Source organism: Rubrobacter taiwanensis, assembly GCF_004337705.1.
In the GTDB taxonomy this organism is placed as follows: Bacteria; Actinomycetota; Rubrobacteria; order Rubrobacterales; family Rubrobacteraceae; genus Rubrobacter_C; species Rubrobacter_C taiwanensis.
Genome location: NZ_SKBU01000007.1, coordinates 66378 through 79508 on the forward strand (window position 1 = coordinate 66378; position 13131 = coordinate 79508).

Sequence of the window (13131 nt, forward strand, 5' to 3'; positions counted from 1 at the left end):
GACGATGGAAGCGACGCCGATCATCGAGCTGAGAGGCGCCTCGAAGTACTTCGGCTCGGTCATCGCGCTGGAGGATATCTCCATGGGCGTGAGGGCCGGCGAGGTGATGTGCCTGCTCGGGGACAACGGGGCCGGGAAGAGCACCCTGATCAAGATCCTCTCCGGAGTGCACCGGCCCGACAGGGGCACGGTGCTGGTCGAGGGTGAGGAGGTGGACTTCGCCTCGCCGCGCGACGCCATAGACCGCGGGATAGCGACGGTCTACCAGGATCTGGCGATGATCCCGCTGATGGGCATCTCCCGCAACTTCTTCCTCGGCCGCGAGCCCACGAAGGGCAGAGGGCCGTTCAGGCGTTTCGACGTGAAGTTCGCCGACCGGGTGACGCGTGAGGAGCTGGACAAGATCGGCATCAAGGTGCGCGACACCTCCCAGCCGGTGGCGACCCTCTCCGGCGGGGAGCGCCAGTCGGTCGCCATAGCCCGTGCCATCTACTTCGGGGCGAAGGTGCTGATCCTGGACGAGCCCACGAGCGCCCTGGGGGTGAAGCAGGCCTCCATCGTGCTGCGCTACATAGCCCGGGCCCGCGAGCAGGGGATCGCCGTCATCTTCATCAGCCACAACGTCTACCATGCGTACGCTATCGGCGACCGGTTCACGGTCTTAAACCACGGTCGCAGCGAGGGCACCTTCGAGAAAGGAGAGATAAGCATCCAGGAGCTGGAGAAGCTGATGGCCGGCGGCGCGGAGCTGGAGAGGCTGGAAGCGGAGCTGCAGGGAACGGGTGCTTCAGGCCCGGGGGCTTCGACCGACGAGGCAGGAGTCTAGAGAGCGGAGGGCGTGGTTTCAGAATGGGTACGGTAAGGCTTACCACCGCGCAGGCGCTGGTGAAGTTCCTGGCGAACCAGTACACCGAACGCGACGGGATCGAGCACCGCTTCTTCGCCGGGTGCTTCGGGATCTTCGGCCACGGCAACGTGGCGGGCATAGGACAGGCGCTGCAGCAGTACGCGGACGATCTCACCTACTACCAGGCCCGCAGCGAACAGGCCATGGTGCACGCCGCGGCCGCCTACGCCCGGCAGAAGAACCGCCTGCAGACGATAGCCTGCACCACCTCCATCGGTCCCGGGGCCACCAACATGGTCACCGGGGCCGCTCTCGCCACGATAAACCGCCTCCCCGTTCTGCTCCTGCCCGGAGACGTCTTCGCCTCCCGCCGTCCGGACCCGGTGCTGCAGCAGCTGGAAGCTCCGCACGACGGAACCCTCTCGGTCAACGACTGCTTCAGGCCCGTCTCCCGCTACTGGGACAGGATAGAGCGCCCGGAGCAACTCATCCCCGCCGCAATGAGCGCCATGCGGGTGCTCACCAACCAGGCTGAGACCGGGGCCGTCACCCTGGCGTTGCCCCAGGACGTGCAGGCCGAGGCGTACGATTATCCGGAGGAGTTTTTCGAGAAGCGGGTGTGGCACGTAAGCCGCCCGCTGCCGGAACGGGAGTCGCTGGAGCGGGCGGCGGCGGCGATCCGCGCCTCCCGCCGGCCTATGATCGTGGCCGGGGGCGGTGTGATCTACTCGGAGGCGACCGGAGCTTTGCGGCGGTTCGTCGAGAGTACCGGGATCCCCGCGGGAGAGACGCAGGCCGGCAAGGGCTCGCTACCCTACGACCACCCCTGCTGCCTGGGGGCCGTCGGCGCGACCGGCACCTTCGCCGCCAACCGCGTTGCGCGCGAGGCCGACCTCGTCATCGGGGTCGGTACCCGCTACACCGACTTCACCACCGCTTCTAAGACGGCCTTCCAGAACCCGGATGTCCGCTTCGTCAACGTCAACGTCGCGGACTTCGACGCGACCAAGCACGCGGGTGTGCGCCTGGTCGGCGATGCCCGCGCCACTCTTGAAGCGCTCTCCGGTGAGCTCTCCGGCTACGAGGTGGAGCCCGGATACCGGGAGCAGAACGAGCGCCTGAATGCCGAGTGGGACCGGGAGGTCGAGCGGCTCTACTCTTTGGGGCACGGACCGCTGCCCGCACAGAGCGAGGTCATCGGGGCGGTAAACGCCGCGTCCGGATCGCGCGACGTGGTGGTGTGCGCGGCGGGCTCGATGCCCGGGGAGCTGCACAAGCTCTGGCGCACCCGCGACCCCAAAGGCTATCACGTCGAGTACGGCTACTCGTGCATGGGATATGAGATCGCCGGGGGGCTGGGGGTCAAGATGGCCGACCCATCGCGCGAGGTCTACGTCATGGTCGGCGACGGCTCCTACCTGATGATGAACTCGGAGCTGGTCACCGCGATCCAGGAGGGTTGCAAGCTCACGGTTGTGCTCGTGGACAACTCCGGGTTCTCCTCCATCGGCTCCCTCTCCCGCTCGGTGGGCTCGGACGGCTTCGGGACTCACTACCGCTACCGCAAGGACGGCTCCCTCGGGCTGGACTCCGAGGAGGAGCCGGGGGAGATTCTGCCCGTGGACCTCGCAACGAACGCCGAGTCTATGGGGGCGCACGTCATCCGGGCGAAGACCGTAGACGAGCTGCGCGCCGCGCTGGAGCAGGCGAAGGGGGTGGAGGAGACGGTCGTGATCCACATCCCGGTAGACCGCTACGAGCTCGTGCCCGCCTACGAATCCTTCTGGGACGTACCGGTCGCCGAGGTGTCGGAGATGGAGAGCGTGCGCGCCGCCCGCAAGGAGTACGTCGCGAGCAGACAGGCCGAACGCTGGCACCTGTGAAGCCTACAGGCATCAGGCTTCAGGAAAGGCGGCGCATCGCACGGGAGCGGCCCGCTGCCGGAGCCAGGGTTAAGGCGGGGCAGAACGGTGCTTGAGACCGGGCCGGAGAACAAGGCCTGAAACCTTGTGGAAAGGAGCTTTGACTTGCCGGACCTCATCGTGAAGAGCAGGAACGAGCCGGCCGCGAACGGCAGTATCCTCAAGGTGACGCCCCGGTCGGCCGGCTGGGAGTACGTGGGGTTTGAGGTGCTGAAGCTCGGTGCCAGAGGAAGGACGGAGCGTCGCGCGGAGGGTGTGGAGGTCTGCCTGGTCCCCATCTCCGGGGGATGTACGGTCGGGGCGGACGCGGGGAGTTGGTGGATCGGCGGCAGGGAGAGCCCGTTCGCCGGGCTGCCGTCCGCTCTCTACCTGCCGCCGGGTACAGAGTACCGGGTGGAATCTGAGGGAGAGCTGGAGCTGGCCGTCTGCTCCGCCCCGGCCGAGAGGGGCGCCGAGCCGTTCGAGGTGCGGCCAGAGGAGATAGAGGTCGAGATCCGGGGCTCTGGCAACATGGAGCGGGAGATCCGGCCCATCCTGATGCAGGACAGGCCCGCAGAACGGCTCCTGGTCGTAGAGGTCATAACCCCCAACGGACACTGGTCGAGCTATCCGCCTCACAAGCACGACCGGAACAACCCGCCCGAAGAGACCTACCTGGAGGAGACCTACTACCATCGGGTGAGACCGGAGAAGGGCTTCGCCCTCCAGCGCGTCTACACGGAGGACCGCTCCCTGGACGAAACGCTTGTCGTCGGCGACGGCGATGTGGTGCTGGTCCCAAGAGGCTACCACCCGGTCTCGGCCCCTCCCGGCTACGACCTCTACTACCTGAACGTCATGGCCGGTCCCGTGCGCGACTGGAAGTTCAGGAACGACCCCGACCACGAGTGGCTGTTGAGCTAATCGAGGAGGAACCATGCAGACACACGAGAAGACTTTCAGGGTCAGGAACTTCATCGGGGGGCGGTGGGAGGAGCACGACGGCCTCTCGGCCGAGCCGGTCTACGACCCGGCGACCGGCAGGGTCATAGCCGAGACCCCGCTCTCCACCCGGGAGGAGGTGGATCGCGCGGTGAGAGCGGCCGAAGAAGCCTTCCCGCGGTGGGCAGCCACCCCGGTCGTGGAGCGCGCCCGGCTCCTCTTCCGCTTCAAGATGCTGCTTGAGGAGCGCTTTGAGGAGCTTAGGGACCTCGTGACCCTGGAGAACGGCAAGGATGCGAAGGACGCCGCCGGAGAGGTGCGGCGGGGCATAGAGGTGGTGGAGTTTGCCTGCGGGATGCCCACGCTGCTCATGGGGGAGACGGTCAGGGACGTCGCCCGGGGGATAGACAACGTCTCCTGGCGCTACCCGCTTGGGGTGGTGGCCGCCATAGCCCCGTTCAACTTCCCGTGCATGATCCCGCTGTGGACGTTGCCCGTAGCCATCGGTGCGGGCAACACCTACATCCTCAAGCCCTCTGAGAGGACGCCGCTCTGCTCCCAGCGGCTGGGTGAGCTGCTGATCGAGGCCGGACTTCCGGAGGGGGTGTTCAACATAGTCAACGGGGCGCGCGATGCCGTCAACGGCATCCTCGAGCACCCCGGCATAAAGGCCGTCTCGTTCGTGGGATCGAAGCCCGTGGCCGAGCACGTCTACCGGACGGGATGTGCGCACGGCAAGCGGGTTCAGGCCCTGGCGGGGGCCAAGAACTCCATGATCGTGATGCCCGATGCGGTGTTGGAGAAGGCGGTACCCAACATCATCTCCTCGGCCTACGGCAACGCCGGAGAGCGGTGCCTTGCGGGCAGCGTGCTCGTAGCGGTGGGCAGCGGGGAGGAGCAGGACCGGCTCGTCCGGAAGGTCAGAGAGGCGGCCGCCTCCCTGAAGGTGGGGCCGGGCTACGAGGAGGAGAGCGAGCTTACGCCCCTGATCCGCGACTCGCACAGAGAGAGGGTGAAGAGCTACATAGACCTCGGAGAGGAAGAGGGAGCCGAGGTGGTGCTCGACGGGCGAGAGCCGCCGCGCGGCGGGGGATTCTTTATGGGGCCCACCATCCTCGACAGGGTGACCGGTGAGATGCGGGTGGCGCGCGAGGAGATCTTCGGGCCCGTGCTCTCGGTGGTGAGGGTAAGGACCCTGGATGAGGCAATAGAGTTCACCAACGCTTCGCCCTTCGGCAACGCCTGCAGCATCTACACCGAGAGCGGCGCCGCCGTGAGGCATTGGCGGGAGCGGATAGAGGCGGGGATGCTCGGGGTGAATGTAGGGGTTGCTGCGCCCATGGCCTTCTTCCCGTTCAACGGGATAAAGGACTCCTTCTACGGCGATCTGCACGCCACGGGCAAGGACGGGGTCCGGTTCTTCACCGAGAACAAGGTGGAGATCAGCCGCTTCTTCTCCGATCCCGATGACGTGATGCCCGCTGTTGCATACCCGGAAGAGGCGGGTGCGTAGCCTTTTGGGAGGAGACAGTCGCTACTGTTTCCAGCTTTCACTTTTGAGAGCGGGGGGTCGGGGATTTCTCGGCTTCCCGCTCTCAGGAAGGTTTCACGGGAAGGAGAGTCACACGTAGCATGAAATCCGAGCAGATCGCCATAAACTCGCAGTGCACCTTTCACCGGAACCTCGAAGAGGCTCTGGATGCCTACGCCGCAGCCGGGTTTCGGAATGTCGAGCCGCACCTGAACCTTATCAGAGCTTGGCTCGACGACGGTCATACCGTGGGGGAGACTCGTCAACTCTTCGAGTCTCGTGGCCTCCGAGTCGTTGCCAGTTCGCAGCTGGAGATAATATGCTTCGGTTCGCCGGACGCACGCATGCCTAACCTAAGGGCCAACGTTGAGAACGCACGGCTTATCCGCGCGCTGGGAGCTGACAAGATGATTGTGGGCACCGACGGTCCCGAGCAGAACTCTGTCGGAGCGCTGGGGGCGGTGGCTGACGCGGTGCGGAACCTGGCCGAGGCTACCGAGGCCACCGGGGTGGAGATCGCCGTTGAGTTCAACTGGTCTCCGATAATCAGGAGCTTGCAGAGCGCCGTAAGAGTGGCAGAGATGGCAGACCACCCGCGGGTAGGGGTGCTCTTCGACACCGCCCACTACCACGTTACGCCCACGAAACTTGCCGACATAAACGAGGACTCCGTGCGCTATATAAAGCACGTCCACCTCAATGACATGCCAGACAGACCGGCGGACCTCACCCACCGCGACTTCGACCGGGTGCTGCCAGGAGAGGGTGTGCTCGACCTGCCGGAGATCATCTCCGCCCTGGAGAGAAACGGCTACAGTGGGTTCTTCTCCATCGAGCTGTTCAATGCTCAGTTGTGGCGGCTTCCGGCCAAAGAGGCAGCGAAGCGGTGCTACGAGAGCCTGCTCCCGCTGTGCGAGGAGTCCTAGCGTCTAGCCCCCGATCTGGCTCATCGTGCGGCTGCGGGACTCCTCCGGGAGGGTTACGCCGGCGGGGGGCTTTATCCTGGCGGCCTCCCACAGGACCTCGTGGATGGCCGGGATGGGGTCCTCCGAGCGTATCGCGGGCTTCACGTCCACGTCGAGGTCGGTGAGCAGGCAGGGGTGGATCTTGCCGTCGGCGGTGAGCCTGAGCCGCGAGCACCGGGCGCAGAACGGCTCGCTGACCGGGGTGATAACGCCGAAGGTTCCCGGGGCGCCGCGGAACTTGAACTCGTCCGCGGGAGCGGCGGGGTCCTCCTTCTGCACCGGGTGCAGGTCTCCTAGCTCCGCCTGGGCGCGCTCCAGGATCTCGCGCCCCGGGATGAAGAGACTGCGGAAGCGCTTGCCGTCCGTGTCGCCGTTTAGCGGCATCAGCTCGATGAAGCGCACGTGCATCGGGTAGCGGAGGGTCAGCTTCGCCATCTCCACGATCTCGTCGTCGTTGATGCCGCGCATGGCCACGGCGTTCAACTTGACCGGGGAGAGCGGAGTCTCCAGCGCTGCCATGACCGCGTCCCAGACCTTCTGGAAGTGGTTGCGGCGCGTGATGAACGCGAACTTCTCCGGTTTTAGGGTGTCTAAAGAGATGTTTATGCGGTCCAGACCGGCCTCGACCAGCGCCTCCAGGTTCTCTTTGAGCAAGAAGCCGTTGGTCGTCATGGTGACGTCCTCGAAGCCCAGAGCCTTCAGCCGGGAGACGAGCCACACCACGTTCCGGCGGACCAGCGGCTCACCGCCCGTCACCCGCACCTTGGTGACGCCCAAAGCGAGGCATGCCTCGGCGAAGGTCAGCATCTCTTCCAGCGTGAGTATCTCGCTCTTGTCCTTGAACTCGATGTCCTCCGGCATGCAGTACTGGCAGCGGAAGTTGCAGCGGTCGGTGACCGAGATCCTGAGGTAGTCGATCTTCCGGTCGTAGCTGTCGGTCAGTTGAGCCATGGTTTTTTTGGGAATGCTCTCCCTCTCGTGTGCGGTCCCTTGGCTGATTGTACACTTAAAGCCGACATCCGGCAGGGAGTTGTCCGGACGGGGTGTCTGTTAGTAAAATGCAGCGTCGGAAAAGGAAATCGGGCGGGACGGCGACACGTTTGAGGGGGCCGGACTTCTTGTGACTGGAAGGGGCCCCTCTCGTGCTGTTTGGAGGTGCAGATCAGCTACACCTGTAGGAGGGCGGTCGGAGTAGGGGTTGCCGGAGGCCGGCGCTGAACGTTCTGCTGCCGTTCGCTCTGGCGGTCGCGGCGGCTCCTGCAGCCGCGCTGGCCGGGTTCTTGAGGCCCCGGCTGGCGGCGCCCGTGGGGGCCGTGTTCGCTGCGCTGGCCTTCGCCGCCACGCTGTGGGGCTGGCTTCTTGCGGGCGGCGGAACGGTGGATCTCCCGTGGGCACCTTCCTGGGATCTGCGCTTCACGCTCGCGCTCGACGGGCTGGCCGCCCTCTACTCGCTGCTGGCGACCGGGATAGGGTTCGCCGTTACGGTCTACGCTTCGCGTTATCTGCCGCTGCATCTGGAGCATCAGGGCCGCTCTGAGGCGGACATTCCGCGCTTCCACTTCTTCATCCTGATGTTCATGGGCTCGATGGTCGGGCTCGTGATGGCGCAGGATTTGATCCTGATCTTCGTCTTCTGGGATCTGACGGCCATAGCCTCCTACTACCTGATCGGCTACGACGCTCACGAGCGGGACTCGCGGCGCTCGGCGCTGATGGCGCTGCTGGTCACCGGCATCACGGCCGTGTGCCTGCTCATCGGGGCGCTGATGCTCTACGCGGCGTACGGGACCTTCTCGCTGCCCGCGCTCATCGAGGCGTCCGAGCCGGGGGCGCTGCTGGCGGCGGCCGGCGCCCTGATCGCGGTGGCCGGGCTCGCCAAGAGCGCGCAGGTGCCTTTCCAGTTCTGGTTGCCGCGGGCGATGGCCGCGCCGACGCCGGTCTCAGCATACCTGCACTCGGCGGCGATGGTGGCCGCGGGCGTCTTCCTGCTGGGCCGCTTCTACCCCCTGATCCAGAAGACGGACTGGCTGCTGGACGCTCTGCTGGTCGTGGGGCTGGGCTCGATGGCGGTCGGCGGCATCCTGGCGCTCACGCGTAATGTGCTCAAGCAGCTTCTGGCCTACTCGACCATCTCGCAGTACGGGTATGTGGTCTTCATGTTCGGGCTGGGCGGGGAGTATGGAGCGGTCGGGGCTTCGTTCTACGTGATCGCGCACGCGCTGGCGAAGGCCGCGCTCTTCCTGACTGCCGGGGCGGTGACCGAAGCAACGCACGGCGAGACCCGGCTCTCGCATCTGGGCGGGCTGCGGCGCGAGCTGCCGTTTTTGATGGTGGCGAGCGGTTTCTCGGCGGCGGGGCTGGCCGCGCTGCCGCTCACCATCGGGTTCTTCAAGGACGAGCTCTTCTTCGAGGCCGCGCTGGAGCGGGGGGGCGTCTTCCCGGCGCTGGCGGTGGCCGGGGCGGTCCTCACCTTCGCCTACACCTGGAGGTTCTGGAGCGGTATCTTCCTCGGTGAGCGGCGGAGCGAGGCGCATGGCGTGCCGGCGGCGATGACCGTGCCGGTAGCCGCGCTCGGCGCGCTCGTGATCGCGGGCGGCCTCTACGTCGCCCCGTTCGCCCGGCTCGCGCAGGCCGCCGGGGAGGTCACCTTCAACGCCCCGACCCCCATAGACCCGGCCTACCACCTGGATGCCCGGGCGGAGAACCTGATGGCGCTCGCCACCTACGCCCTCGGCGTGCTGGTGATCTTATCGCGGAGCTTCTGGATCGGGGCGGCGGAGGCCTTCGCCCGGCTAGGAGAGCTCGCCGGGCCGGAGCGCCTCTACTTCGCCTCCCTTAAAGGGCTCAACGCCTTCTCAGACCGCATCCACGATCTGGAGGTGCGGGATCTGAGGACCCGGGTGGCGACCATCCTGGGTCCCACCGGCGTGCTGGTAGGCGCGGGGCTGCTCTTTACACCGACGCGCGGCGCGTACGAAGTGGGTGCCATCGGACCGCTGGACTGGCCGCTCTTTCTCGCGCTCATCCTGGTGGCCGTGGCGGCCATAGCGACCGTCTTCCCCCGCAGGCACCTGACGCTCGCGCTGGTGCTCTCCAGCGTTGGTTATATCCTCGCTGTAGTCTTTGCATTCTTCGGCGGGCCGGACGTTGCCATGGTTCAGGTTCTGGTGGAGACGATAATGGCGCTGCTGTTTATCGGGATACTGGTCCTGCTGCCCAGGAAGGTGCTGGAGAGGGAAGCCTCAAACCCTATCCCGCGCCGGCGCAAGGTGCGCGACGCCGGCGTGGCGCTCATAGCCGGCTTCTTCGCGTTCGCGGTGTCCTGGAGCACCCTCTCGCAGCCGGCGCTGGAGGAGAGCGTGGCGCAGGAGCACATCCGGCTGGCGCCCGAAGCGCACGCCAAAGACGTGGTCACTGCCATCCTGGCGGACTTCCGGGGGCTGGATACGCTGGGTGAGATCACGGTCGTCGGTATAGCCCTGCTCGGGATAGCCACCCTGCTGAGTAGGGGGAGGCTCTGGTGAAGACCTCGGTCATGACACGGGTTGTAGCGCGGGTGCTGCTGGTGCCTGCGCTGGTGGTGGCGCTGGCGATCCTGATCAAGGGGTACGCGGATACCGGGGACGGCTTCAACGCCGGCGTCATCGCGGCGCTCGGGATGCTCCTGCAGTACGTGGCCTTCGGGTACGAGGAGGCCGAGCGGATGATGCCGGTGCGGCTGGTGGCGGTTATCGCGTTCGGCGGGCTGCTGCTCTCGCTCGCCGTGGCCCTGCTCCCGCTCTTCTGGGGGCTGGCCATCTTCACGCACGTCCCGGGGCCGGGGGAAGAGGTGATCCACCTGGGGACCGTGGAGCTGATAACGCCGGTCGTCTTCGACATCGGGGTGTTCATGCTCGTCTTCGGGTTCGCCGTGGGCGCGATAGACCTGCTGGCGCGGGCCATCCACCGGAGGGAGACATGATACTGGTCTCCGCGCTCACAATAGCCGTCCTCTTCGGGGTCGGCTCGTACCTGCTCCTGCAGCGGGATCTGATCCGGGTCGTTGTGGGGATCATTCTGGTCTCCAACGCCGCCAACCTGTTCCTGATCTCGGCGGGCCTCTCGCGCGGGCAGGCCCCGATCTATCCTCTGGAGGAGGGGGTGGAGGTGAGCGATCCGCTGGTGCAGGCGATGACCCTGACGGCGATCGTGATCGCCTTCGGTATCTCGGCGCTCTTGATGAGCCTGGTCTACCGCGTCTACACCTCGCACCTCTCGCTCAACCTGGAGGACATCTCCGAGGCCGAGGTGCGGGAGGAGGAGAGCATAGAGAGCCGGGAGGTCGCTGAGGACTGATGATCGTCTTTACCCTCGGCCTGACCTGGACGCTGGCGGTGCTGCTCTCGCTGCTGGACGGCCGCAAGCACCCGGTGGGCGGCATCGCGCTCGGGGGGCTTGCGGCCGGTTTCGCCGGGCTGCTGGTGCTGGGATGGGAGGTGTTTACCAACGGTCCGGTTACGATGGTCGCCGGAGGGTGGCCCCCCGGGGTCGGGATCACGCTGCGCGCCGACGCTCTGGGGGTCACGTTCGCCGTGCTCTCGGTCGGGGTGATCCTGATCGCACTGGCTTACGAGGCGGTCAGCGGCATCGAGTCCCGGACGTTCCCGGCGCTGGCGATGTTCATGGCGGCCGGGCTTACCGGGCTCTTCCTGACGGGAGATGCGTTCAACTTCTACGTCTTCTTCGAGATCGCCATGATCGCGGCCTACGCCCTCACCGGCTACGGAGAGCGGGCGCGGCAGCTGCGGGCGGCGTTCATCTTCGCCGTGGTGAACCTGCTGGGCTCCGTCCTGTTCCTGATCGGGGTCGGGGCGCTCTACCACCTCACAGGCACGCTGGACATGCGGATGATCGCCGAGCGGGTGGCAGCAGCACAGCCGAACGCCGCGCTGCTAACGGCCGTGGCCATCTTCGTGGCCTTCTCGCTGAAGCTGGGGCTCTTCCCGTTCCACTACTGGCTGCCGGCGGTCTACACGGGCGTGCGGCCTTCGGTGGCGGCCATGCTGAGCGGGGCACTGGCGAACATCGGCAGCTACGGCCTGCTGCGCTTCGGCGGGGAGCTGCTGCCGCAAGAACTGGAGATGGGGGCTACGGCGCTCTTCGTTCTGGGCACCACGAGCATAATCTACGGGGCGCTGCAGGCGGTCTCCCGCCGGACCATGACCGAGGTGCTGGCCTACTCGGCGATAGGTCAGGTGGGGTACATCCTGATCGCGCTCGGGATCGGGGGTCCCGTCGGGTTCGCGGCCGCCGTGGTCTATGCGATCATCAACTCGTTGAACAAGCTGCTGCTCTTCCTGGCAGCCGGCCTGCGCGGCTGGATGGTGGGGGCGGCGTTCGCGGTAGGGGCCTTCTCCGTCGCCGGCGTGCCGCCCGCGGCGGGTTTTCTGGGCAAGCTGGTGCTCTTCCAGGCCAGCCTGGCCGTGGAGAGCGTGGCGCTGGTGGCCCTGATCTTTATCGGCGGGGCGCTCTCGTTCGTGTACTCGTTCCAGATCTACCAGCGCGTCTTCTGGAAACCGCAGGCGCGGGCGTACAAGATCAGTCCCTCCACCGCCCGGCTTCTGGTGGCGGGCGTCGCCGGACTGCTGCTCTTCGCCGGGGCCTGGCCGGAGCCGCTCCTGGCTCTGGGGCAGCGGGCGGCGGCCGCTGTTCTTCTGGGGGGTGCGCCGTGAGCCGGTTCGCGCTCGCGGTGGTCCTGCTGACGCTGGTCTACTGTTTCGCGCTGGCCAGCTTCCACCCCTGGGATATCTTCTTCGGGGCGGTCATCTCCTCGGCGCTGCTTGTTGTCTTCAGGCGATTCCTCTTCGGCGGAGAGCCCTCGGAGATAGCCGGGCTGCCGGGCCGCGTTCTCGCGTTCTTCCCGTTCGCGTTCGCCACCCTCTACAACATCCTGGCGGGCACGCTGGAGGTGACGATGGTGGTGTTGCACCTGCGGCCTCTGAACAAGCCGGGCATCGTGGCGATACCCATCGAGGAGCGGACCCCGCTCGGGGTGGCGGTCTCGATGCTGGCTACGACGCTCTCGCCGGGTACTTTCCTGGTGGACATAGACTGGGAGCGCCGGGTCATGCTGGTCCACTGCCTGGACGCCAGCGACCCCGGCCGGGTGATAGAGGAGCACCAGGAGTTCTACCGGCGCTGGCAGAAGAGGGTCTTCCCCTGAGGAGGTGAGGGAGTTTGCACGAGATCGTGTTCTACGTGGCGGCCGTCTGGATGACGCTCTTGCTGGGCGTTAGCGCCGTACTGGTCATCACGGCGCATTCGACGTCCATGCGCATCCTGGCCCTGGACATGCTCACCCTGATCCTGGTCGCCGCGCTCGTGCTCTTCTCCGACGCTCAGGTGACCTCCTACTATCTGGATGCGGCGCTCATCCTGGCCCTGCTCTCGTTCGCGGCCTCCATGGCGGCGGCCCGGTACTACGGAGAGAGGAACCTCTTCTGATGATCGCCGCGGTCGCTCCCTGGGTAGCCGACGCCCTCGTGGTCTTGGGCGTCTTCATAATGACCGTCGGGGTGTACGGCATGATCCGGATGCCGGACATCTACACGCAGATGCACGCGGCGAGCAAGGCGGTCTTTCTGGGCGTGATCTCGTTCCTGTTCGCCTCCATGTTCTCCGGCGATCCCGCCATCATCTTCCGGGCGGCGCTCATCGCCGTCTTCCTGATCCTCACCACCCCCGTCGCGGCACACATGATCGCCAAGGCCGCCTACGAGAGAGGGGAGAAGATGCGCACGCCGGGCGCGGTGGACCAGTCGGGCCGCGGGCTGAACCGGGAGGCCCACCCCGGCGACTGAGGCACCGCCCCCGGCTTCTAAGAAACCGTCCGAAAAGTGGTCTTGAGGCAGTGACTCGGTACCCTACCGAGCATGATGAGAAGAGCATACCAGACCGATCTGTCCG

The 13131-nt window shown here is 66.2% G+C and carries 13 protein-coding genes; 12 read left to right on the plus strand and 1 reads right to left on the minus strand.

The features are described 5' to 3' along the window. The first annotated feature begins 4 nt into the window (after positions 1-4). The 5 genes from E0L93_RS04305 to E0L93_RS04325 all read left to right on the plus strand — a co-directional run bounded on the left by E0L93_RS04305 (position 5) and on the right by E0L93_RS04325 (position 6147). Positions 5-826 (plus strand): ATP-binding cassette domain-containing protein, encoded by an 822-nt coding sequence (locus E0L93_RS04305; protein ID WP_132688976.1) that lies wholly within the window; start codon positions 5-7, stop codon positions 824-826. Between the two features lie 23 nt (positions 827-849). Next, a complete protein-coding gene (iolD, locus tag E0L93_RS04310; protein ID WP_132688978.1) occupies positions 850-2730 on the plus strand; it encodes a 3D-(3,5/4)-trihydroxycyclohexane-1,2-dione acylhydrolase (decyclizing) in 1881 nt (626 codons plus the stop codon). A gap of 144 nt (positions 2731-2874) precedes the next feature. Further along, positions 2875-3672: a 5-deoxy-glucuronate isomerase gene (iolB, locus tag E0L93_RS04315; RefSeq protein ID WP_132688981.1), complete on the plus strand. Its 798-nt coding sequence runs from the start codon at positions 2875-2877 to the stop codon at positions 3670-3672. A 13-nt stretch (positions 3673-3685) separates the two neighbouring features. Further along, on the plus strand, positions 3686-5203 hold the full coding sequence (locus tag E0L93_RS04320; protein WP_132688984.1) for a CoA-acylating methylmalonate-semialdehyde dehydrogenase: 1518 nt from the start codon (positions 3686-3688) through the stop codon (positions 5201-5203). 119 nt (positions 5204-5322) lie between these two features. Beyond that, positions 5323-6147 carry a sugar phosphate isomerase/epimerase family protein gene (locus tag E0L93_RS04325; protein ID WP_132688987.1) on the plus strand — a complete coding sequence of 275 codons (825 nt, stop codon included), beginning with the start codon at positions 5323-5325 and terminating at the stop codon, positions 6145-6147. A gap of 3 nt (positions 6148-6150) precedes the next feature. On the opposite strand, the gene moaA is transcribed toward E0L93_RS04325, so the two are convergent. Continuing rightward, entirely contained in the window at positions 6151-7137 is a 987-nt protein-coding gene (gene moaA, locus E0L93_RS04330; protein ID WP_132688990.1) for a GTP 3',8-cyclase MoaA, read from the minus strand. A 329-nt stretch (positions 7138-7466) separates the two neighbouring features. Between moaA and mbhE the strand changes: the two genes are divergently transcribed. Genes mbhE through mnhG form a run of 7 tightly spaced genes read left to right on the plus strand, consistent with a single transcriptional unit; the run spans position 7467 to position 13025 of the window. Continuing rightward, complete coding sequence (mbhE, locus tag E0L93_RS04335) at positions 7467-9710, plus strand: hydrogen gas-evolving membrane-bound hydrogenase subunit E (protein WP_243638103.1); 2244 nt, start codon at positions 7467-7469, stop codon at positions 9708-9710. Further along, a complete protein-coding gene (locus E0L93_RS04340; protein WP_243638104.1) occupies positions 9707-10147 on the plus strand; it encodes an MnhB domain-containing protein in 441 nt (146 codons plus the stop codon). Before mbhE ends, E0L93_RS04340 begins: the two co-directional genes overlap by 4 nt. Then, the gene (locus E0L93_RS04345) at positions 10144-10521 is read left to right on the plus strand and encodes a sodium:proton antiporter (RefSeq protein WP_132688996.1); all 378 of its coding nucleotides are present in this window, start codon (positions 10144-10146) and stop codon (positions 10519-10521) included. The genes E0L93_RS04340 and E0L93_RS04345 overlap by 4 nt, the downstream gene beginning before the upstream one ends. Beyond that, positions 10521-11897, plus strand: a complete 1377-nt coding sequence (locus E0L93_RS04350) for a complex I subunit 5 family protein (protein ID WP_132688999.1) — start codon at positions 10521-10523, stop codon at positions 11895-11897. Before E0L93_RS04345 ends, E0L93_RS04350 begins: the two co-directional genes overlap by 1 nt. Then, positions 11894-12388, plus strand: coding sequence for a Na+/H+ antiporter subunit E (locus E0L93_RS04355; protein ID WP_132689002.1), 495 nt, complete (start codon positions 11894-11896; stop codon positions 12386-12388). The genes E0L93_RS04350 and E0L93_RS04355 overlap by 4 nt, the downstream gene beginning before the upstream one ends. A 14-nt stretch (positions 12389-12402) precedes the next feature. Next, a complete protein-coding gene (locus E0L93_RS04360; RefSeq protein ID WP_132689004.1) occupies positions 12403-12669 on the plus strand; it encodes an MrpF/PhaF family protein in 267 nt (88 codons plus the stop codon). After that, positions 12669-13025: a monovalent cation/H(+) antiporter subunit G gene (gene mnhG, locus E0L93_RS04365; RefSeq protein WP_243638105.1), complete on the plus strand. Its 357-nt coding sequence runs from the start codon at positions 12669-12671 to the stop codon at positions 13023-13025. Before E0L93_RS04360 ends, mnhG begins: the two co-directional genes overlap by 1 nt. Positions 13026-13131: the final 106 nt, after the last annotated feature.